At 50.6% G+C, this 21,486-nt stretch carries 26 protein-coding genes; 6 read left to right on the top strand and 20 right to left on the bottom strand.

Features of this window, described 5'->3' with window-relative positions:
* Nucleotides 1–39: 39 nt before the first annotated feature.
* The 7 genes from phoQ to rluE form a co-directional block, all read right to left on the bottom strand.
* Nucleotides 40–1,500, bottom strand: coding sequence for a two-component system sensor histidine kinase PhoQ (gene phoQ / locus LU633_RS10235; protein ID WP_016192110.1), 1,461 nt, complete (start codon nucleotides 1,498–1,500; stop codon nucleotides 40–42).
* 4 nt (nucleotides 1,501–1,504) lie between these two features.
* Complete coding sequence (gene phoP / locus LU633_RS10240; protein ID WP_016192109.1) at nucleotides 1,505–2,173, bottom strand: two-component system response regulator PhoP; 669 nt, start codon at nucleotides 2,171–2,173, stop codon at nucleotides 1,505–1,507.
* A 123-nt stretch (nucleotides 2,174–2,296) separates the two neighbouring features.
* Complete coding sequence (gene purB, locus LU633_RS10245; protein ID WP_016192108.1) at nucleotides 2,297–3,667, bottom strand: adenylosuccinate lyase; 1,371 nt, start codon at nucleotides 3,665–3,667, stop codon at nucleotides 2,297–2,299.
* A 20-nt stretch (nucleotides 3,668–3,687) separates the two neighbouring features.
* Entirely contained in the window at nucleotides 3,688–4,332 is a 645-nt protein-coding gene (gene hflD, locus LU633_RS10250) for a high frequency lysogenization protein HflD (RefSeq protein ID WP_016192107.1), read from the bottom strand.
* 60 nt (nucleotides 4,333–4,392) lie between these two features.
* A complete protein-coding gene (mnmA, locus tag LU633_RS10255; protein ID WP_016192106.1) occupies nucleotides 4,393–5,496 on the bottom strand; it encodes a tRNA 2-thiouridine(34) synthase MnmA in 1,104 nt (367 codons plus the stop codon).
* A 58-nt stretch (nucleotides 5,497–5,554) separates the two neighbouring features.
* Nucleotides 5,555–6,031 carry an NUDIX domain-containing protein gene (locus LU633_RS10260; protein ID WP_016192105.1) on the bottom strand — a complete coding sequence of 159 codons (477 nt, stop codon included), beginning with the start codon at nucleotides 6,029–6,031 and terminating at the stop codon, nucleotides 5,555–5,557.
* Between the two features lie 30 nt (nucleotides 6,032–6,061).
* Entirely contained in the window at nucleotides 6,062–6,724 is a 663-nt protein-coding gene (gene rluE / locus LU633_RS10265; protein ID WP_016192104.1) for a 23S rRNA pseudouridine(2457) synthase RluE, read from the bottom strand.
* Nucleotides 6,725–6,825: 101 nt separating this feature from the next.
* Between rluE and icd the strand changes: the two genes are divergently transcribed.
* A complete protein-coding gene (gene icd, locus LU633_RS10270; RefSeq protein ID WP_016192103.1) occupies nucleotides 6,826–8,076 on the top strand; it encodes an NADP-dependent isocitrate dehydrogenase in 1,251 nt (416 codons plus the stop codon).
* A gap of 121 nt (nucleotides 8,077–8,197) precedes the next feature.
* Here icd and LU633_RS10275 read toward each other — a convergent pair whose 3' ends face one another.
* The 12 genes from LU633_RS10275 to LU633_RS10330 form a co-directional block, all read right to left on the bottom strand.
* Nucleotides 8,198–9,331 (bottom strand): site-specific integrase, encoded by a 1,134-nt coding sequence (locus LU633_RS10275; protein ID WP_016192102.1) that lies wholly within the window; start codon nucleotides 9,329–9,331, stop codon nucleotides 8,198–8,200.
* On the bottom strand, nucleotides 9,306–9,557 hold the full coding sequence (locus LU633_RS10280) for an excisionase (RefSeq protein ID WP_016192101.1): 252 nt from the start codon (nucleotides 9,555–9,557) through the stop codon (nucleotides 9,306–9,308). The genes LU633_RS10275 and LU633_RS10280 overlap by 26 nt, the downstream gene beginning before the upstream one ends.
* Before the next feature lie 66 nt (nucleotides 9,558–9,623).
* Entirely contained in the window at nucleotides 9,624–11,264 is a 1,641-nt protein-coding gene (locus LU633_RS10285; protein ID WP_046371999.1) for a DUF4942 domain-containing protein, read from the bottom strand.
* Nucleotides 11,261–12,037 (bottom strand): hypothetical protein, encoded by a 777-nt coding sequence (locus tag LU633_RS10290; RefSeq protein ID WP_052734704.1) that lies wholly within the window; start codon nucleotides 12,035–12,037, stop codon nucleotides 11,261–11,263. Before LU633_RS10290 ends, LU633_RS10285 begins: the two co-directional genes overlap by 4 nt.
* Complete coding sequence (locus tag LU633_RS10295) at nucleotides 12,034–12,258, bottom strand: hypothetical protein (RefSeq protein WP_046372000.1); 225 nt, start codon at nucleotides 12,256–12,258, stop codon at nucleotides 12,034–12,036. Before LU633_RS10295 ends, LU633_RS10290 begins: the two co-directional genes overlap by 4 nt.
* Nucleotides 12,251–12,658, bottom strand: a complete 408-nt coding sequence (locus tag LU633_RS10300; RefSeq protein ID WP_046372001.1) for a hypothetical protein — start codon at nucleotides 12,656–12,658, stop codon at nucleotides 12,251–12,253. The genes LU633_RS10295 and LU633_RS10300 overlap by 8 nt, the downstream gene beginning before the upstream one ends.
* A 143-nt stretch (nucleotides 12,659–12,801) precedes the next feature.
* Nucleotides 12,802–13,614, bottom strand: a complete 813-nt coding sequence (locus LU633_RS10305) for a hypothetical protein (RefSeq protein WP_016192100.1) — start codon at nucleotides 13,612–13,614, stop codon at nucleotides 12,802–12,804.
* 5 nt (nucleotides 13,615–13,619) lie between these two features.
* Nucleotides 13,620–14,417: a PD-(D/E)XK nuclease-like domain-containing protein gene (locus LU633_RS10310; RefSeq protein WP_040465749.1), complete on the bottom strand. Its 798-nt coding sequence runs from the start codon at nucleotides 14,415–14,417 to the stop codon at nucleotides 13,620–13,622.
* 1,710 nt (nucleotides 14,418–16,127) lie between these two features.
* Entirely contained in the window at nucleotides 16,128–16,463 is a 336-nt protein-coding gene (locus tag LU633_RS10315; protein ID WP_016192098.1) for a hypothetical protein, read from the bottom strand.
* 70 nt (nucleotides 16,464–16,533) lie between these two features.
* The gene (locus tag LU633_RS10320) at nucleotides 16,534–16,728 is read right to left on the bottom strand and encodes a cell division protein FtsZ (protein WP_016192097.1); all 195 of its coding nucleotides are present in this window, start codon (nucleotides 16,726–16,728) and stop codon (nucleotides 16,534–16,536) included.
* 381 nt (nucleotides 16,729–17,109) lie between these two features.
* On the bottom strand, nucleotides 17,110–17,325 hold the full coding sequence (locus tag LU633_RS10325) for a hypothetical protein (protein WP_016192096.1): 216 nt from the start codon (nucleotides 17,323–17,325) through the stop codon (nucleotides 17,110–17,112).
* Between the two features lie 177 nt (nucleotides 17,326–17,502).
* Nucleotides 17,503–17,904: a helix-turn-helix domain-containing protein gene (locus tag LU633_RS10330; protein ID WP_016192921.1), complete on the bottom strand. Its 402-nt coding sequence runs from the start codon at nucleotides 17,902–17,904 to the stop codon at nucleotides 17,503–17,505.
* A gap of 83 nt (nucleotides 17,905–17,987) precedes the next feature.
* Here LU633_RS10330 and LU633_RS10335 point away from each other — a divergent pair, with 83 nt between their 5' ends.
* Together LU633_RS10335 and LU633_RS10340 are read left to right on the top strand one after the other, a co-directional pair.
* A complete protein-coding gene (locus LU633_RS10335) occupies nucleotides 17,988–18,221 on the top strand; it encodes a Cro/CI family transcriptional regulator (RefSeq protein ID WP_016192920.1) in 234 nt (77 codons plus the stop codon).
* Nucleotides 18,199–18,687 carry a toxin YdaT family protein gene (locus LU633_RS10340; RefSeq protein ID WP_016192919.1) on the top strand — a complete coding sequence of 163 codons (489 nt, stop codon included), beginning with the start codon at nucleotides 18,199–18,201 and terminating at the stop codon, nucleotides 18,685–18,687. The genes LU633_RS10335 and LU633_RS10340 overlap by 23 nt, the downstream gene beginning before the upstream one ends.
* A gap of 6 nt (nucleotides 18,688–18,693) precedes the next feature.
* Here the strand turns inward: LU633_RS10340 and LU633_RS10345 are convergent, their stop codons facing one another.
* The gene (locus tag LU633_RS10345; RefSeq protein WP_016192918.1) at nucleotides 18,694–18,879 is read right to left on the bottom strand and encodes a hypothetical protein; all 186 of its coding nucleotides are present in this window, start codon (nucleotides 18,877–18,879) and stop codon (nucleotides 18,694–18,696) included.
* 267 nt (nucleotides 18,880–19,146) lie between these two features.
* Here LU633_RS10345 and LU633_RS10350 point away from each other — a divergent pair, with 267 nt between their 5' ends.
* The 3 genes from LU633_RS10350 to LU633_RS10360 are packed head-to-tail and all read left to right on the top strand — an operon-like array spanning nucleotide 19,147 to nucleotide 21,453.
* Entirely contained in the window at nucleotides 19,147–19,860 is a 714-nt protein-coding gene (locus tag LU633_RS10350) for a hypothetical protein (protein ID WP_051124415.1), read from the top strand.
* Between the two features lie 2 nt (nucleotides 19,861–19,862).
* Nucleotides 19,863–20,609: an ATP-binding protein gene (locus tag LU633_RS10355; RefSeq protein WP_016192916.1), complete on the top strand. Its 747-nt coding sequence runs from the start codon at nucleotides 19,863–19,865 to the stop codon at nucleotides 20,607–20,609.
* Nucleotides 20,610–20,628: 19 nt separating this feature from the next.
* Nucleotides 20,629–21,453, top strand: a complete 825-nt coding sequence (locus LU633_RS10360) for a ParB/RepB/Spo0J family partition protein (protein WP_016192915.1) — start codon at nucleotides 20,629–20,631, stop codon at nucleotides 21,451–21,453.
* Nucleotides 21,454–21,486: the final 33 nt, after the last annotated feature.

Raw genomic sequence — 21,486 nt, forward strand, 5'->3', positions numbered from 1 at the left:
GGTGGTAACCTCATTATGTGGATAGCCATGGTTCAGCCATTATTCGTCGCTGTGTAGCACTTCCTGGCGCTTAAAAATCACCTCCATACGCGCACCGCCTAACTCGCTGGTGGTCGCAATAATATCCCCGGTATATTGCTCCAGAATATCTCGGGCTACGGCAAGCCCAAGGCCCTGACCTGGTCGCAGTGTGTCAGCACGCTGCCCACGAATAAAGATTAGATCGCGTTTACTGACGGGGATGCCCGGGCCATCGTCATCCACAATAAGGTGCAGCTCGTTATCAGTTTGGCGGGCGGAGATCTCCACAAACTCCAGGCAATATTTACATGCGTTATCCAGCACGTTGCCCATGACTTCCATAAAGTCGTTCTGTTCGCCGATAAACGTCAGCTCTGGTGAAATGTCCAGCGTCAGAGACACGCCTTTGCGCTGATAGACCTTATTCAACGCGGAACACAGACTGTCAAGCAAGCCGGGAACGGAATGCAGATCGCGTTTCAGTGCGTTGTGATCGGCTTGCATGCTGGCGCGATGCAGATAGTAACCAATTTGCTGTGAGATTCGGCTAATTTGTTCCAGCATAATCGGTTCTGCCTGCTCTATGGACAGACTCTGACCACTGCGAAGGGAACGCAATGTCGTCTGCAATACCGCCAGTGGTGTTTTCAAACTGTGAGTGAGGTCGCTCAACGTGGTGAGATAGCGCGTGTAACGCTGTCGCTCGTTATCCAGCAGCAGATTAAGGTTACGCACCAGGCTTTGCAGCTCATGAGGCGGTTGTGGATCAAGCGCTTCCCGCGTTCCGTTTTCCAGCTCGTGGACCTGACTGGCCAGCGAGCCAATAGGGCGAAGGCTCCAGTGTGCGGCAAGCCACAGCAGAGGGATAACCAGCAGCAGGTTTACCAGCAACACATAACTAAACCATGACCAGACCACATCTGAATGTTGCAGCTCTTGTGGAATGGAGTCGACAACGACAATGGTTAACGCAGGCAGGGTTGGTGTGGCACCATAATGGTTAACCGCCACCGAGTGGGTAAACGTATCATTGTTGTCATCATCATAGGCGGTAAGCTTATTCTGGGCATCTGAATCATTGCCCAGCGCCTTGCGGCTGGTGCTGTTGTCGGTGTTTATCTCATAAAAACCCGCGCGTTTCAGCCAGTCGCGATTGATCTTTTCACGAATGTCCGGCACATCGCGCAGCTGCCACAGCAACTTGCCTTTTTCATTGTAGATAAACACCAGAGTGGGGAAGTTAAGCGACAGGCTACCCGGCTGAATGATACTGAGTTTGCCGTTTTGCCATTGCGCCAGCGTAAAAAATAAATTGCTTTCACCACGCATTACCCGATAAGTATTTTTATCAAAACTCACCACATAGCCCACAACCGCAACCATACCGTAGGAAAGTGACAGGATAAGCACTACTACAGCAGTCGCCAGCAGAAAGCGGGCTCGGAGTGAAAATGGCGTTTTGGGTTTTAGCTTAAGCATCTGATCAGAGATCGAACCTGTAACCCTGACCACGTACAGTAGCGATCACCTCTTTTGGATAAAGCGCCTGAATTTTTTTGCGCAGCCGACCCATAAGAACATCAATCGTGTGGCTTTCACGCAGTTCTGCATCCGGGTAAAGCTGTAACATCAACGAGTCCTTACTCACCACCTTACCGACGTTGCGAATCAGCGTTTCAATAATGGTATATTCAAATGCGGTCAGTTTAATCTGCTGCTCATTAATGGCCAGTTCACGGCGTGAAAAGTCCACCTGAAAGGGGGCGAGGGTAATAACCTGTGAAGCCAGTCCGCTGTTACGACGCATCAGCGCCTGCATGCGGGCAACCACTTCTTCGATATGGAATGGCTTGGTCACATAATCATCAGCGCCTGCTTCCAACGCTTCCACCTTCGCCTGCCAGCCCTCGCGGGCAGTCAGCACAAGAATAGGCTGTTTGACTTCCTGCGTTCGCCAGCGGCGAATCAGCGTCATGCCATCTTCATCCGGCAGTCCTAAATCGACCAGGGTGATATCCGGTGTATGTTCATCCAGAAAATAATCTGCTTCTTTAGCATCTTCCGCGGTGTCGACCTGGTGACCCATTTCACGAAGTTGTACAGCGAGATGATGACGTAGCAGAGGGTTATCTTCCACAATCAATACACGCATAATGCTAATCCTTTCTGTCTGATTCGAGGGCCGAAGGTATGATGGTCGTTTTGAGAAAGTATAGGTGAAAGCAGATAAACAGCAGGTTAACGCAGGCTGACTTATATCAGCCTGCGAAGCAGGTTACTTCAAATCGTCGACCATTTGAACCGCACGGCCAAGATAATTAGCTGGGGTTAATAATTTCAGCCGTGACTTTTCTTCTTCAGGCAGGTCCAGCCCGTCAATAAAGTTTTTCATGCCGATGGCATCGACACGCTTGCCGCGAGTCAGTTCTTTCAACTTCTCATAGGGTTTTTCAATGCCGTAGCGACGCATTACCGTCTGGATCGGTTCAGCCAGCACTTCCCAGTTATTATTCAGTTCGTCGAGCAGCCGCTCACGATTCACTTCCAGTTTTGAAATACCTTTCAGCGTTGCCTGATAGGCAATCAGTGCATAGCCTGTGCCAACGCCCAGGTTGCGTAACATGGTGGAATCGGTCAGATCGCGCTGCCAGCGTGAAACCGGAAGTTTGCTGGACAGATGTTGCATAACGGCGTTTGCCAGGCCAAGGTTGCCCTCAGAGTTTTCAAAGTCAATTGGGTTAACTTTGTGTGGCATGGTGGAGGAACCAGTTTCGCCTGCGATGGTTTTCTGCCTGAAATGGTTTAGTGCAATATAGCCCCATACGTCACGATCAAAGTCGATCAGGATGGTATTGAAACGTGCGATGCAGTCAAACAGTTCTGCAATGTAGTCGTGCGGTTCGATCTGGGTGGTATATGGATTCCAGGTGATGCCCAGCGACGTCACAAAGTCTTCACTCAGCTGGTGCCAGTCAACTTGCGAATAGGCTACCATGTGCGCATTATAGTTACCTACTGCGCCATTCATTTTGCCAAGGATCTCTATTTTCTGCAGCTGGCGCAGCTGGCGCTCAAAGCGACAGACCACGTTCGCCATTTCTTTGCCAAGCGTTGACGGCGTTGCTGGTTGACCGTGGGTGCGCGAAAGCAGTGGAATATCGCGATACTCTACGGCCAGGTTTTTAACTGCCGCGATAATCTTATTCCAGTAGGGCAGAATCACCTCGCGGCGGGCTGTGTCCAGCATCAGCGCGTGAGAAAGATTGTTGATATCTTCAGAAGTGCAGGCGAAATGTATAAATTCTGACACGGCATGTAGTGAAGCATAGTCAGCCACTTTTTCTTTCAGAAAGTATTCCACTGCTTTGACATCGTGGTTGGTGGCGCGCTCAATAATTTTGATTCGCGCCGCGTCATTTTCGTTAAAATTAGCGACAATCGCATCAAGGAAAGTGTTTGCGTCGCTATCAAATGCAGGAACTTCCCTTATCTCTGCGCAGGCAGCCAGTTTTTGTAACCAGCGAACCTCCACTTCAACGCGAAACTTCAGCAAACCATATTCACTGAAAATGCCGCGCAGAGGGCTGACTTTGTCACCGTAACGACCGTCAACCGGTGAGATGGCTGTCAGAGAGGATAATTCCATTGGTGCAACTCCTGAAGAGGTTAACATTTGGACGATCCGGTTGCCCGGGATAAAATTTGCTTTGCCTCATTGGCGAAGCGATTGCGGGAGAACATCAGCTGCAGGCGACCACCGCCGACCTGCTGCCACAGCACGGCAGCGCGAATGCCCGCCAGCAACGTGGCGCGAATTTTACTCTGAATTTGCGTGTTTTGCAGCACGGCCGGAGACCCGGTCACCTGAATCCGTGGGCCAAGCGGACTTATGATATCAACATAAATCGTTGCCATTGCACTGAGTAGCGTATCAGAGTCTAAATCAAAGTGAAGCAGTTGTCGGTCAAGCTGGCGGACGCGCTGTGCCAGCGCGTCCAGCGCACTTTGTTTCGCATTGAGCTTGCGCTCCAGCGTCATCAGGCTAAGGGTATAGCGGGTCAGTTCAGCCACGGTGCCGTGACGATTGCTGTGCAGCACGGCGAGTAGTGCTTCCAGCCCAAAACGCAGATTTGCTTCATTATTACCAAATACTGCCAGCGTGGAGGACGGGTTCAGATCCACTACACTGTGTAAGGATATTTTCAATACTTCAGTGGGGCAATGCCCCTGGTGTGCAAGCTGTTGCGCAAGATGTGCCGACTGGCAGATGCCAGCAAGAGCCAGCGTTATGTCATAAAAACTCTTCGCCACGTTAACTCCTTTAGGAGACTGTGTGCAGTCACTAATCCAATATAAAGCGGCCGATAAAAACTAAAGAAGTGGCAACCTTTGTTCAATAATGCCGCCACCCAGGCAAATATCCCCCTGGTAAAACACGGCGGACTGACCGGGTGTGACGGCTGAGACAGGCTCATCGAAACGTACTTCGAGGCGGTCGTTGCTAACCAGCGTGAGGAGGCAAGGGATATCCTCCTGGCGATAACGGGTTTTAACCGTACAGCGCATCGGTTGAGACAGAACGTCGCGGTCAACCCAATCAAGTTGCTGTGCAATCAGTCCGACTGACATCAGCCGCGGATGATCGTGACCCTGTGCTACCACCAGCTGGTTTTTTTCTACGTTTTTATCGACCACGTACCATGGTTCTTCGCAGCCTCCTCTGATGCCGCCGATTCCAAGCCCTTTGCGCTGTCCTAAGGTGTGATACATCAGGCCCTGATGTTCTCCAATCACTTCACCCTCAACGCTGATGATTGCACCGGGTTGAGCAGGCAGATAGCGGCCAAGAAAATCGCGGAATTTACGTTCGCCAATAAAACAAATTCCGGTGGAGTCCTTTTTCTTCGCGGTTACCAGCTCCAGCTGTTCAGCAAGGCGGCGCACTTCGGGTTTTGCCAGTTCCCCCAAGGGAAACAGGCTACGGGCTATCTGTTGATGGTCCAATGTATAGAGAAAGTAGCTCTGATCTTTATTCGCATCGAGGCCCCGCAACAGGCGACTTTTGCCGTCGATATCTTCGCGGCGAACGTAGTGGCCTGTGGCAATAAAATCGGCGTTCAGATCTTCTACGGCAAACTCAAGAAAGGCTTTAAATTTTATTTCTTTATTACAGAGAATATCGGGATTGGGCGTACGACCCGCTTTGTATTCTTGCAGGAAGTGCTCAAAAACGTTGTCCCAGTATTCCGCCGCGAAATTTATTGTGTGCAGGACAATACCCAGTGTGTCGCATACGGTCTGGGCATCTGCCAGGTCCTCTGCCGCTGTACAATATTCCTCGCCATCATCTTCCTCCCAGTTTTTCATAAATAAACCTTCAACCTGATAGCCTTGCTGTTGCAGCAACCAGGCGGAAACGGAAGAATCCACACCGCCGGACATACCGACGATTACTTTTTTTTGACTTGATGACATGAGGAATACCTGACTTTGAGTGGCAGTTAAAGGCTGCCCTTTAAAATTGCGACCTAGTCTACCACGCGTCCGGTGCGTGCGCATCTTCACTGAACGGCCACTGAAATGCGCTGAGTAGCGCCAGTGGATAACGCGGACCCTGCTGATAAATCCGCAGACTTTCGGCCACCAGCGGCGAGCGCAATTTTTTTGACGTCAGTATGGCATCCGGCGTTAACCACCAGCAGCGATCGATGTCGCGATCCTGCGGCCAGGTTGGCAGCATTTTGGGTAAATCCAGCACAAAAAGAAAACGCAAAAACGGTGTATTATCCGGTGCTATCCACTGATGCAGTCGTAAAAAAGCCTGAGGTACGCCTTCAAGGCCCGTTTCTTCGTAAAGTTCCCGTGAGGCCGCTTGCAAAAGCGTCTCATTGGCTTCGAGATGGCCTGCGGGCTGATTCCACGTTGCCCGGCCACGCACCATCTCTTCTACCACAAGAAAATGGCCCTCTGTCTGTACCACGGTTGCGACAGTAACGTGTGGTTTAAACATGTCTGACTCCTTAATATTGCCGGTATTGTTTTAGCGGGGAAATTCACTGGTAATATCACGCCATGCACCCGGTGGTAAATCCTGCAGCGTCACTTCCCCCAGAGCAAAGCGAATCAGGCGAAGTGTTGGAAAGCCAATGTGTGCGGTCATTCGCCGGACCTGACGATTGCGTCCTTCAAACAGCATAATCTTAAGCCAGCTGGTCGCAATAGTTTTACGCTCGCGTATCGCCGGGGTGCGCGGCCACAGCCAGTGTGGCTCGCTGGCGCGTTCTACCCCTGCGGGGAGCGTAAAACCATCTTTGAGAACAACGCCCTCACGCAGCGGCTGAAGATCTTTTTCTGTCGGCTCGCCATCAACTTGGACATAGTAAATTTTACCGATTTTCTTGCCTGGCTGCGTGAGTCTGGCCTGAAGCACACCATCGTTCGTCAGCAACATCAACCCCTCGCTATCGCGGTCCAGACGCCCGGCTGCATAAATTCCTGGTACAGGAATAAAATCTTTCAAGGTGGTGCGGCCTCTTTCATCTGTGAACTGAGGGAGAACATCAAAAGGTTTATTAAAGGCGATAACCCGCCGTTGCCCTTTTTTGATTTTGTTTGCCGTGAAGGATGAACTGGAACGTTTATTGTGGTGATTTTTAAAAGAAATTTTAAGCATGTTCTTTGCACTTGTTAAGGATGAGCGCATTATAACGCAAACTGGTGAGGATTGGCGCGGGGGGAATATTGCAGTAGTATTGTCCCGCATCTTACAAATCATTAACAAGAAAGCGCCCGAAGGAGAGGTTAATGGAAAGCAAAGTAGTTGTTCCGGCGGAAGGTCAAAAAATTACTCTGGAAAAGGGCAAACTCAGCGTGCCTGACAATCCCATCATTCCCTTTATCGAAGGTGACGGAATTGGCGTTGATGTTTCCCCAGTTATGATCAAGGTTGTCGATGCCGCCGTACAGAAAGCTTATAACGGTGAGCGTAAAATTTCCTGGATGGAAATTTACACCGGTGAGAAATCGGTAGCGCTTTATGGCCAGGATGTTTGGCTGCCGCAGGAAACCCTCGACCTCATTAAAGAGTATCGCGTGGCTATTAAAGGCCCACTGACCACGCCGGTCGGCGGCGGTATTCGCTCATTGAATGTTGCCCTCCGTCAGCAGCTCGATCTTTATATTTGTCTTCGTCCTGTTCGCTACTACACGGGAACTCCCAGCCCGGTAAAACGTCCGGAAGACACTGATATGGTGATTTTCCGTGAGAACTCAGAAGATATTTATGCCGGTATTGAGTGGAAAGCAGGCACAGCAGAAGCCGATAAAGTCATTAAGTTTCTGCGCGATGAAATGGGCGTTAAGAAAATTCGCTTCCCTGAACAGTGTGGCATCGGCGTCAAGCCGTGTTCTGAAGCGGGGACCAAACGCCTGGTGCGCGCGGCGATTGACTACGCGATCGTAAATGATCGTGATTCGGTCACGCTGGTTCACAAAGGTAACATCATGAAATTTACCGAAGGTGCATTCAAAGACTGGGGCTACCAGTTGGCGAAAGAGGAATTCGGCGGCGAATTGATCGATGGCGGCCCCTGGATTCGGATCAAAAATCCGAATAACGCTAAAGAAATCATTATCAAAGACGTGATTGCCGATGCCTTCCTGCAACAGATCTTGCTGCGTCCGGCTGAGTACGACGTCATTGCCTGTATGAATCTGAACGGTGACTACATTTCTGATGCGCTGGCAGCACAGGTTGGCGGCATTGGCATTGCGCCCGGAGCCAATATCGGCGACGAATGTGCGTTATTTGAGGCGACACACGGTACGGCACCTAAATATGCGGGCCAGGATAAAGTGAATCCCGGCTCCGTGATTCTTTCCGCTGAAATGATGCTGCGTCACATGGGCTGGACAGAAGCCGCTGACTTAATTGTTAAAGGAATGGAAGGGGCTATCGCTGCCAAAACCGTTACTTATGACTTTGAGCGCCTGATGGATGGCTCTAAGTTGCTGAAATGTTCAGAATTTGGCGATGCTATCGTTAAGCACATGTAAGTATTTTTGTTAACATGTAGCCAACATAATTTGTTAATTTTATGTTGGCTTTTTGATCTCCCAATCTTTCCCCAAAACTTCCCCAAAACTCTTCCCCAAAACTGTATAGAAAAAGTACGGTTTAAACTGCGATTACCATCCACTCTTTCCCTCGATCATCGTTATATTTATCCGTCATTTTTTGTGATTTATGCCCCAGCAGTTTTTGTGTTTCCAGCCCCTGTTCCCGATACAGGCGTTCAGACAGAGAACGCTGTTCATGGAACGTTGGCGCTGTTCCCTCCGGCCACGTTATGCCGCACCGGTTTCTGGCCTTTTTGAATGTGGTTGTGATGGAATTAGCCGAAACCCTGCCCCCCCGAATCGCCTGTGATGTAGTGTGTCGAAAATGTACCAGGTACTGGCTTAATACCGCATCCCGACACTTAGCCACGGCTTCCCTCAGTGAAATATTAATTGCCCCACAGATCAGGTCCAGTGGGATAGCCAGACGTGAACCGGTTTTCTCCTGGGTAACGTGCAGCATGTCGTCCCATATATCAGAAAACTTCATATTAGAAATGTCACCTATCCGCTGGCCAGTCACTAAAGCCAATAGCATTGCACACTGTAGGTAGGGCGGATGTTGTTCAGCGGCGGCATAAATGGTTTTCCACTCATTAAGCGACAAGCGCTGGCGTGTCACTCTGTTTCGGGGCTGTTTTGTAGCCTGTGCCGGATTGTAGCCTGGCGGTACGTGTCCGGCGTGTTGCGCCTCTCTGAAAACGTCAATGATAGCCATCCTGACGACCTGAGCCATACGGTTATGCCCCTGTGCTTTCACTGTATCAATGATTTCTGCCACTTCCAGCGCAGTAACATCTTTCAGATAAAGCATCCCTGAATGCTGGCGAAGCAGTTCAACGGGTTTTTTCTTCTGTTTTACTGAGTTCAATTTAATATCTCCTGTTTCAAGTCGTTCCTGCTGGATAACAAGGTAGCGATCCAGCCAGGTTGTGACGGTGATAAATTCTCCGGACTCACGCATACGGGCGATTTTTTCGTTAACGCTGAGGATCTGCCGGGTGCGCTGCTCCGCGATAATGTCGTTGGCCTCACTGGCGACCTGTCTGGCTTCTTCAGCATCAGTGCCGAGGCTGTGAAATTTACCCGTTACAGGGTGTTTGTATTGCCAGTAAACACGCCCGGTACGCTTGTCCAGTTTTGAGTACAGATTAGGGATGGTGATTTTATGGGTTCGTGGTCTGGCAGCCATCTTCAATAATCCTTCTCAGCATGGGGTTTGCGGTCGGTGCGATTTTTGGTTCAGCTAAAATGCCGATAAATCGGGCTTCACGATCAATCATCCACTCTCTGCCTACTTTTCTGGCTGGTGGTGCCATCATGTGGCCCTTGGCATATTTTTTTAATGTGCGAAGGCTGGGGGCTAAACTTCCAAATTCTTCCGCCGCCCATTCTTCTAAGCTCACCATTCTGGCCATACTCGTACCTCATACAGCCGGTCAGTAATTTAGCGCCAACCGGGCTTTAAAACTGATTATCAAAAATCACTTGCGATAGGCTTTCAGCATGACAACTGAAACGCCGGTACCGTCAAACTCGTTATCAATTAATCCAGACCAGCTACATGACCAGCCGGGCAAAATATCTTTTTTCCGCATACTTCCGGGCAGGATGGCCACAAGACGGCCGCCGGGTTTAACCAGGCTGGCAGCAGATTCCACATGCGCTTTGGCCCGTCCTTCGCTGAACGGTGGGTTCATTACCACTTTGTCAAAGCGACTGCTGGTGGCTTCGGCCCACTGGATGAAATCAGCCTGTTCGACGGCGTAACCTTTCGCCTCCAGTACCCGACAGTGCAGCGCTGATATTTCTACACATTGGGTCTGGTCTGCCGGCATCAGTACGGCAAGGTTCCCGGTGCCGGCACTCGGCTCCAGACATCTATCACTGGGTTGAATATCAGCTTCGGATACGGCCCACTCAGCCAGCGATTCAGGGGTAGGGTAAAACTGGTGCGACTGATGATCCGGAATACACCCGGACGCGATAATTTCACCCAGCACCCGGGCGGGGTCATAGTCGAACTCCCAGATGTTGATATTTTTATTTGGACCCGCTTTAATCAGCACGCCGCCGATGGTTTCCAGTATTTTCCCCGCCTGGCCCCGGATCGCTTTGTCTTCGTCGCGCCAGTCAAATCGGCGGTTGTACGGATTTGTAGTCAGGGGCTGTGTCGGCTCATCCCAGCGGTTGCGGTGAATCGGGGTGTGCCGCTCTGCCTTTAATCCCGCCAGCACTTCCAGAACGGCGAAGGGGAGTGGCTTGCTCATCAGCACGAAATCTTTCAGCTTTCTCTTTGGCTTCTGGCGGAATTGTGGAGGGATTGCCAGCGGGTACAGGTGTGCCAGAATGCAGTTGAGCCGCCAGGCCATATCCGGGTGGACTTCGAGGTGTGCTGTACCTTTCAGATAAGCCCGGACACGCAATGCTCCACCGTCCAGCACCAACCATTCACCGTGGCGACAGCGGGCTTCCTGTAATGCGTCGTCGGTTACACGCCAGCGGGGTTCATCGCGGCCCATAAATTTAGCAATCACCTGCCGTAGATCCTGGATATAGCCGCTCATATTGTGATTTGTCATGCCGTAATCGGTGAACACCCGGGCAAGGATCATGCGCTTGCCGAAGCCTTCCGGTCGGTTGGTAACGTGGTCGCCGGAAAGCGCGCGGAAAATACCATCCACACGCTCGGAGAAGAATTTCTGGCGTGAGTTAAGCAGTTCCATGATTGTTGGTCGCACGGTCTCTTCTTCGAAGCCGGGTGTTTTCATTTCCCTGATCTGCTCGTTCCACTCGGTACGCCGGTTGTTCGGCATGTACTCGTATACGTCGGTCATATTCAGTGCTTTTTGCCAGAATGTTGCATTCAGACTGGCGATAGCGCCTTCGAGTTTAAATAGATTACTGACGCCGCCGAAATAATGCCGCCGATCATGGTCCTGATTTCCCTCCAGAAAATGGTGAACCGATACATGGTGCGAGTTAATTAACCCGGACATCATTTCTATATTGGCCCGGAGTTGCTTGTACTGGCCGATAAGAGAGTCAACCATGTCGGAAGATGCAGGGGCGAAAAACGCCCCGTCCGACAGCTCTCCATACAGGGTTTCTGTCACTTCACTCATAATCCACCAACATTTTTTAGCTCTGGCAACAACACGTAATCGCAAATTTCCTCAATGTGGGATTTGCACTTAATCCATTCGCCATGTGCGTGATAATGTGCGACAACCGTTGTTTCATGTCCGCTGTCCGGGTCAAACCCGTCAGGCATTGCTGGTGCTGTGGTGTACACAGGAATCCTTGCTTCTCCGCTTAACTCATCGTGACTTCCAGTCCAGCACCTACCGCAACTTCTGGCTTTATATTTTAAATCCTCTAGCATCTGAGGGTGGATAAAAGCAAAACTCTCAGCCTGCAGCGAGGCGAGGGCGATTTCTGCTATCTGTTTTGCCTCCAGCGCTGGCAGCATAACGTTTGCATTGTCGCCGTATTTTTCCCGCCATGCTGCAATAGTTTTGCATCGCTCAACCAACGACAGCCGTTCTTCATTCGTCATCGCTCTTACTCCTGCTGTTGATGCGCAGCACTTCTGCTTTCTCTTCCAGCGCCTGGCGAATGTCGTTGATACTGTCCTGGGCCTCAAGGTCACCTGATGCGTTTTAACAGCGCATGCAATGAGATTCATGTTATCCAAGGAAACATTCACGCACGGCACCTCGTCTACAGCCTTGAATGCATGAATTACATCGCCATCCTTGCCGCTGGCGCTACTCAAACGAGCCATGCTATTGCTGGTAGCCCAGCGCCACGGCATGGGGGAAGCGAATTTAATCAGGCCCCGAAGATTTGCTAATTCCTCAAGCGGTAGTGTTTTGTCGTATGGGCGCTGGTTCATGCGTCACCCCCGATGCGCTTCACTTCAATATTTCGCAGGTACATTTTTGCACCTCTGTCACTACTACCGGTTAGAGCCAGGGCAAACTCATGGGGTAATATTTCCAGAGTGATTGTTTTCCCTCGCTCAACGCGGATAATCATCCTGATTGGGTTTTCTAAATCACCCCCTGGGCGAACGATGCTCAACTGCACATCCGATGGGGTGGGGAGTTCACGCATGGTCGCCTCCCTGCTCACCTTCAACTTCTGCCAGCCTCAACTTAATAACCAGAATCAGGGCGCGATAAATATCGCCGTGCTGGTTGTCGCTGTGCGTATCGTTAACAGCTGACTCAAACTCGTCAATCGTGCCAGAGAAACATCCGCGTCTGACCATGATGCTGTTATCACGCTGCCGGAACGCTGTCAGGAAATCATTCTCTGAACCAATTGGCCCGATAGAGATCCAGTGCGCATTGCCGTACACCCATGCATCGCCGGACTGTTCTACATTACTCTCGCTCTCAACCCAGCCACCCAAATCACCAGTTTGAACATTACCAAACGAAATCATGGCGCGAATGCGGAACAGTTTTCTACCGAAAAACTCTAATAACTGCCTGACTCTCTCCGTTTTCATTCCGCTCGTAGAGCGTCCAGAATTGCGCCTCTGCGTCATCACAGATTTCACAGTGGCCTTTAGCGTCGGCTTTGACGCCCGATACGTAGTATTTGGTCATTTTATAGCTCCGGTAGTGGCCAGACGGTGCTGGCCGGGGAGGGTTATTTGATATCGAGTTTGTTAAGGTCAGCAGTGCCGCTTTTTGAAGGGGCTGAAACCTCAAACCAGCCAGACGCTGTAGACATGCCATCTTTTATGCTGGTCTGAATTTTTTTCAGCTGAACAACCTGCGCCGGCCTGATGGCTTCGGCCCTGCACTGAATGCGCTTCTCCAGCTGCTCTTTTGTCACGCCCAGCTTTTCGAATGAGGAAATAAGCGACTGAATAAACTCGGGGGTGATCTCAAAATTGGTCGCCATCGTGGTTTCACACTGCCGCTGGGCGGATTCAACCACATCTCCCGGAACAACGCCGAGGATACAGGCGCGAAGGCGTCTGGCCCCCTGACTTGCAACGAGTTCGTAGATGTCGCGGGGATCCACAAGTTTCTGCGTTCCTTTTCTGGTGTACCTGATATGTGGAACGGTAAAGGTTTTGATCTGCCGGGTGTTCGTTTCCACATCCCAGGCGAAAGCCTCAACGATGGATTCACCGTTACGCTGTTCCAGCTCCCTGACGCCAAACTGAAGGTTGCCCCAGTTCTGTGCGATCGCTTCCGCAAGCCTGATGCTGGGTCCGGTCACATCGGTACCACCGCGGGCGTAAGAATAGAGTGCGCCCTCTGCCAGCGTGGGGCGGGTACAGGCGGTAAGGATCCTGTCCATCGCCGCCACCGGGTCGCGGGGGAATTTTTTTGCAACAACCAGCGCGGCCTGCACCTCCTGCATAGCCCGGTGCTGTTCGATGGCTACCACACCTGCCTGCTGGTTTTGCACTGCTGGCTGCCCGAAGGGATTCATGACTGAATTGTTCATCCTGATTATCCTCTTGCCCAGTAAGGGCGCTGAATTTCTTCAAATCCCCAGCCCCATTCGCCGCTTTCGTTGCAACGGTGCCAGGAATCCAGATCCCGCCTGAAAAGGCGGCAACCTTCCTCCATGCCTTCACTGTCGAGGATGTAGGTGTGAACGGGATAGCGTCCGCACTCAATACTCTCGCTGACGGCCAGAAAGACGAAGCGAGGCATTTCACCGGTGTGAGCCCGCCAGCCCTCGGAATACATCGCGGCCTGAACGTGGTAGCGGAACTCTTCGATGTGGCGGGCAAAGCGGCTCATGTCAGCCACTTTTTTTACGTCAACAATAAAAGGCATATTTACCAGGTGTTTGTCCGGACGAATGCGGCACAGCTCGCCAGTTTCCGGGTCATTCCAGTACAGGGATGATTCGCAGTGGCCCTCCGCTTCTAACAGCGCCCTTGCTCCGGGGTGGGCCATAGCGCTGTCACGCATCAGATGAAGCTTGCGGTTATCATCATGGCTGATAATAATTTTCCCGCTCTGCTGGCAACTTTCGATGAAGGCTTTCTCTTCATTCTTGCCCTCGGTAGTGCGGCGGTTGAACTCTGGCGCGATGATGAACCGTTGCTCATATTCGTCGGGTTCCAGCAGCAGGCAGTGAAGCGCAGTACCCTTGTCCAGCGCTGCGGTTTTCTCGGTGTCAACCGGCGCTGCCTTGCGCCAGCGGAAAATTGCCGGATCCACGGCGATATCATCCAGCTGCGATTTGCTGACGCCCGGACCTGCATGGTAATCAGCATTTGAAATCTGGTAATAGATCCCCGGACCTGCGTAAGCTTCACGAGGTTCTGCTGTCGATTCAGGCGTGGCCGTACCGGTCTCTTCCGTTTTTTCGCCTCCGGATGAGTCCGCTGGTGTCAGAAATGCCCCGACGCTGAATTTTCCCGGTTCAGCCTCTGCTATCTGAACGCCGTTAATATTTGCGGCCAGCTTTTCTTCATGTTCCAGGCTTTCAACGGCGCTGCCGGTTGACGGAACCGCGTTTTCACGAAGAGATTCGGTAGACGAATTCTGATTTTCCCGAAAAGTGTCTTTTTCCGCTGGCGGTGGATTTTTCAGCCGGAGGTATTCTTCTTTATCAATTTCGGTGTAACCCTGCGCCTTCAGGTCTTCCAGTCCTTTCAGTTTATTGGCACGCTTAACTTCACCCGCTTCATTGCGCACATAAAACGGACCGGTACGCTCTGCTACAGATGGCGTAGTTTCCACGCCCTCCGCTGATCCTGGCTGCTCTGTTGTATCCTGCGCCACTGCATCATCCGGCATCGCTGCATCTGCCAGTGTGCTATCTGCGCTCTCCGCGCTCTGTTGGGTTTCATCATGGCTTTCAGTGTCCTCAATCGGATAATCAGGCAGCAGGGGGTGTCCTGCAAAATGTTCACGGATATACTGGCGGCGACCCGCGCTGTCCCTGATTAATTTCAGGTTTTTCATGCCTTCAAACGTCAGTTCGTAAAGCAGCGCTTCCGGGAACACCGGGATGCCCGGGACCAGCTGCAGGGATGTATGCCAGGCCCGCCAGGCTTCCTCCCTCATCGCCACGAGCTCTTTGGCCTTTGTGACATCGCCACTTTTTGCACCTACGGGATTTTTACCCATCACGAGCAGGGCAACCACGATATTGAACCGATCGGGGTCGGTCTTGCCTGAGTCCTGCCCAAGCAGGTTCAGGCAGAATTTGCGGATGTTGGCAAAAGTTGCCTCAGCATCACCACGCTCAAAGCGGCGGCCAACCCCGGCGATAAATGCGGCGAATCGTGGTGCGTTAAAGGCGCTCAGTTCAGGCAGGCGAACGCCGTAAAGGAAATCTGCAAGGTACTTATCTTCATCGCCCGCATTCAGGGCTTTTTTTGAGAACTCGCTGGTTTCCTGCTCGGTGAGTTCCTGATCAATGACGTAGAAACCCCGCTCCAGGACGGCCACAACGCGGGTGTCGCGACTCAGCCGCATAAATCTTTCGCGGGTATTGAGTGGGGTGGCTGGGATGGCAACAACGTTTGATGCATCCTCATCAGTACCCTCACTGGCGGATCCTTCATCCAGAGCGGGGTTAACGGGGAACCAGATGCGGCCAAAGCTACCCAGCAGTTCGAAATGCTCAAGCCACTCAGTCGAGAATGTGTCAGGTTCTGGTAAATCAGCATGCCAGTTTGTTGAAGGGTATTCGGTCAGGATCGGTTTTTCATAACCATCCAGATCAATATCCGCTTCATCCGCGAGAAAATTAATTTTATTGATGGCTTTCTTTTCATTTTCAGCAGAAACCTGAATAACCATTTCTGGTTTTTTAATTCCGGCCTCAGGCCTCAGTAAATAAAAACTCAGGTTGTTCACGTCATTCCTCCTCATTTAATTTATCCGGCTGGACACTCTGAAAATGCCCATGCGGATAAAAAGCCCCGCGCTGTAGCTGCGGGAAAGCACTACACAGAGCAATGGATGATGGTTATTCTGAATAAAAACTGGCTGTCAGTGCGGCTGTGGATCCGGTCCGGGTTTATTACTTACGGTCGGCACGGAAATGCTTATGGCAGGTTCGGATGAATCATCTGTGTCCATATCAACCAGGTCGAGAGGAATGCCCGCCCACACAGAAAAAAGTTCCTTCCCTGCGCAGGCTACACAATGTGCTTCTCTGAATTCACCCGCCGGGGTCAGAGGGGTGATGATGGTTTCCCGCCCGGTCTTATTAACGGCAATATAGCCAATAACCTCATCGCCCACTTTAATCTTGTCGATGGTGCGGTCGGTGAAATTAACGATTCGTTCTATTTTACATTCTACAGTGAAAGCAAAGTTTTCCATGGTAGTTCCTTTGGTTAAGTTGAGTGTTGTCCTGCCGGATTAGCGACATTGTTAACAGGCGTGGTTTAAATTAATTTATTAGCGGCAGGCCGCGTTGATTTAGCATTACTTCGATAGTGTCACTGTTTATTCTGGTTACTTCCGAAGGTGTCAATGCGTATAAACCTTTTTCCAGATTTGCAGAGGCACGCCAGTATTTACCTTTATGCTTAATCATCGTGCCCGGAACTACGGCATGACGTGGCATTAATGCTGTACCGTACATGTTATTCTCCATTATTAATGGTTGCCGGTTACGTTTCCGGCGTTCTCAGGGAGAACCGTTCCCCCTGGTGAGGGCATGAAAAATCACTTTTGGTTTAGCTGGCTGTGAGCAGTAATCATGGATGGTCGCGTTGAGCGCATCGGTTCTCTGTCATCACAGCCAGCTAAATTAGTTGTTTAAAATGCCGGGATTTTTAGCCACGCCCGGCGCGTGATATCCTTATGGTTCGTATACCTATAAGGAAATAAAAATGGCTTTAACTACAAAATGTCCAAAATGCTTCATCTTCATTTGAGTTGAACAGCAATACCAAAGTACGGAACTGTCAGCACAAACTTCATTTTATTCAGTGTGCTATGTGTGTTGCCGCCATAGGCATTGTTAGCGACAGGCGCAATGGCATTCTTGAAGCCCTTGCCGGAAAGCCTGGGATCCGTTAGTTGTTGCGGCAAATCCTGGAAAATCGAGTTCAGCCGATTTAAGGAGTGCCTCTTTAGCAATCCAGATGCGGGCTTCGGTGCCTGCATCTGGCTCCAACTGCTGCAAACGTTTTGCATCTTCCAGTAGCAGTGCAATTACGTGCTTTAATTCTTCCATCTCACATCTCCTGTGTTGTGCCCTTGTCGCCAGGATGGCGGAACGTGTTATCTGAGAAATCACTGTGTGGTTTCGATGTGACTAAGTTAACCAAAGCTAACGATTAGATCAAGAGAATGTTAGTCAAAACTAACGATTGGGGCGTAAAAAATAGCTAATGCGTTGTTAGCTAAGAGATTATTTTTTACTTGCGCGTTGGCGGGCTTTGAGGAGTTCTTCTAGACGAATTTTATTATTTTCTACGCGTGCTCTAAGTTCATTGAGCAGTTCATCTTGCTCCGAGTCAGTTATAGCGATAAATAGCTCGATCAACTCGCGCTGTTTGTCGTCAAGTTCTGATGGTGTATCCGTAGGCTCTTGGGGGGATTGATCTTCATCTCCGAAAAGTATCCAGGTAGGAGTGCACTGGAGAACCTTCGTTAAGGCAAAAAGATTCTTCCCGGTAGGTTCACTATCGTCCCGTTCCCACTGAGATACGGACACATGCGAAATCTTCAACGCCTTAGCTAAAGAGCGCTGCGTAAACTTCATTTCTTTCCGGCGGTTCCGGATGCGTTCGCCAATGGTTAAATTTTTCATAGTTAGCTAATGCTAATTCTTCTTTACTCTGTTTGTGTTAACTTCTATATTGTTAGCTATGGCTAACAAATGGAGTTCATAAAGTGTACAAAGAAGATGCGATCAAATTCTTTGGTAGTAAAAGTAAGCTGGCGGCGGCTGCGAATGTAAGCAGGCCTTCAGTTACTCGTTGGGGGAAAATTATTCCCAAACTGCGTGCTATGGAGTTGGCGGCCCTTACTAATGGCGCTTTGCAGTATGAGGCTGGTTTGTATGCAGCACAGGATAACGGAGGGACAGAAGAGGAACTGAATCATGAAAATCAGTCCTCCGATTGATGTTGTTGCATCCGAACTGGAAGCTTGGGCGCTTGAAGCTGGCTGGAAAGCGGTCGGGATGGCCATAGCGGATCAATATCACGCCGATGGTGGTGGCGATATTCTTCCGGCGGTCAATACCGGCGATGGGCTTAGAAATGCAATCCAGCGTGTTAAGCGGATTTTCAGGGGATTTGATGGCCCCCGTTATGCATCGCTAGCGGTCGAATTAAAGCCTATTGCGTTGTCCGTATTGCCTGCCGAACGGAGAGCCCGTATTGAGTCACCTCGGGATCCTGCGCTGTTGGCTACGGTCGCAGCAAAAGAAAGTATCGAGGCGGTAAATGCCGTTCATCTTCGCGCTGCGCCAGCCGTTGCACTGAAAGAAATTAACGAAGCGATATCCGCGTTTTTGGCGATTAAATCGGTTATCGAACCGCTTTGCTGTGCCGATGCGCGGGAAGTATACCGGGGAAGTTATGCATAACCATATTCAGGATTTAGCTGCTTCCTGTAGGCCAATTATCAAAAACTCCAGGTCGGTTTTATGTACTCGAATGGTGTTGAGGTTGTCATCTTCCATTGAGCCGTCACTTTGGGAAATTTCGACAAAGCCTTCATCGTCGATTTCGATACTGATTTCATTACGTTGAGGCACGGTGAATGCAAATGCTCCCATGTGATAACTCCCTGAGAAAATTATGTTTTATGAAAATTCTTGGCATGTTCTTAGCCAAGAGACAAGGTGAAGTATATGGCAAACGCTATGCCTAAGACAAAGGCTAACAATGAGCCTTATCGCAAGGTAAAGATAACTATGTGGGATGACCCGAAATTTCGGGCGCTATCTCCATTGCCGCCAAGTGGGCAGAGTCTGTTTATTTACCTGCTAACTGGCCCCTTCACGGGCATTATCCCCGGCCTGTTTAAGGCAGGTAGAGCTGCATTGGCCGAGGAGCTGGATTGGGATGTCGAAGCCTTCGACTTAGCCTTAGACGAAGCCATAACTTTAGGCTTGGTGAAAGCCGACCTGCAAGCCAGAGTATTTTGGTTGCCGAATGCAGCTAAACACAACCCGCCCGGTTCGATAAACGTTGTGAAATCTTGGGCGAAAGCTTTCGAATATATACCTGAATGCTCCCTTAAATGGGAAGCATGGATTTCCCTTAAAGCCGCATGCTACGGGGTTTCCGAGGCTATGGGTAAGTCTTTCGATATGGCAATGCCTTTGCCTAAGGATAAGCCTACGCCTTTGCCATCAGGTATCCAGAAAGCAGTAAGCAGTAAACAGGTTTTAAAAGATCAAAACATATTGCCTGAAGCTGAAAAAAATCAGCATCAGGCAGCAGAAGAAATTTTTATATCGTTACCGCTTTCTGACGGAAAAAGTTTTTTCGATGTAACCGAAAGTTATTTGCACGAGCAGGTGAATTTATATCCCGGTGTGAATATCGAGCAGGAGTTGCGAAATATGCGCGGCTGGTTGGATAGCAATCCTACCAAGCGAAAAACTCCGCGTGGAATTAAGCGATTTATCACTACGTGGCTGCAAAACAGCCAGGATAAACCGAGAGGCTGGCAGTCTGATAGACCTGCGCCAAGAGACGTTAACCAGATTTCTCAGCCAAATAAAACCATCCCACCAGGCTTCAGGGGGTAGGCATGAAAAACATTTCGGCAGGTAGCGCACTGGAGCGGCTAAAAAAACTTATCCCGGCGGGTGTCCAGCCGAAGTTTTCCAACGCTGAAGAATGGCGACGCTGGCAGGACGAGGAAGGTCGCAAAAGGGCTGCTGAAGTTGACCGACTTAACCAGAAAGTTCGGGCCGATAAAATTCTCGGGCGTTCAGGGATCCAGAACCTGCACCGAAATTGCACGTTCAAAAATTACGAAGTGAAAGGTGATGGCCAGCGCCATGCACTCAGTCTGGCGAAGAGCTATGCGATGAACTTTGGCAACGGCTTTACGAGCTTCGTGTTCAGCGGCAGCCCTGGTACCGGGAAAAACCATCTTGCAGCGGCGATAGGTAATTACCTGCTGGCACAAAACCGCTCTGTGCTCATTGTCACTGTAGCAGACCTGATGTTGCGCGTACGTGCTTGTTATGACGGAGGGCAATCTGAGGCCGCGTTACTCGACGAATTGGATCGTGTAGACCTGCTGGTGCTGGATGAAGTCGGGATCCAGAAGGGTTCGCAGCACGAGAAAGTTTTGCTGAATCAAGTTGTGGATCGCCGCCTAGCTGCGATGAAGCCTGTCGGGGTACTAACCAACCTGAATTATGACGAGCTGGCTGCCACGCTGGGCGAGCGCGTCGTAGACCGTCTGAAGATGGACAAAGGCATGTGGGTGAATTTCGCGTGGGAGAGCTACCGCAACAAAGTAACTCACCTGCGCTTAGTAAAATAAATTGAGGAAATATAGATAGATGGCTAATTCTTTTAAAAAAATGACCACCTCCGGTGCAATCAAGCGCCTGCATTCCGGCATGTTTATTCGTCTGGAAGATATTCACGTCAAAGACGGCTTCAACAAGCGTGAGAACGACGAACGGACGCAGCAGGCCGATGATGAGCTGTTTGAGTTTCTCGCCGCTGGTGGCCGCGTACCTGCGCTGGAGGTGATCCCGCGTGATGAGGGCGGTGTATGGATTGTTGAGGGCCATCGCCGCAGCAGGTGCTACCAGCGGTGCCGTGATGCGGGGAAACCGGTTGAGTTTATCAGCATCGTACCGTTCGAGGGGAACGACGTTGACCGCGTAGCGCGGATCATGACATCGAATAGCCAATTGCCGCTGACTGCAATTGAACAGGCCGCTGTTGTGAAAGAATTGGCTGCGTTCAACCTGACGAAACAGGAAATAGCCCAGAAGGTGCATAAATCAGTAGCAACCATCGAGAAGCTATTAACGCTGGCGATGGCTAATCACGATGTTCAGCAGAGCGTGAAAGCCGGAGCAGTATCTGTGGATGTTGCCGTTGACCGTGTGAAAGAGCACGGAGAAAAAGCGGGTGAAGTACTGGAACAGGATAAAGCCATTGCCGCCGCAGCCGGAAAGAAAAAAGTTACCCGCAGCATCATCGCGCCCGAAATCAGTGTCAAGAAGGCTCGCCGGGCTGTTGAGCTATTGGCACTTGCGCTGATCAGTGACGATGGTGTGATCAAACTCGATGGGTTAGCGCTTGCCGAAGTCCTGGAAATAATCGACGAACAGAAAAAAATTGCTGCCGACCGAAGCAGGCTTGCTGCTTAAACGAGCATCGGATTACCGTTCATTACTATTGGT

Origin of the sequence: Erwinia tracheiphila, from assembly GCF_021365465.1 — a bacterium.
GTDB classification, from domain to species: domain Bacteria; phylum Pseudomonadota; class Gammaproteobacteria; order Enterobacterales; family Enterobacteriaceae; genus Erwinia; species Erwinia tracheiphila.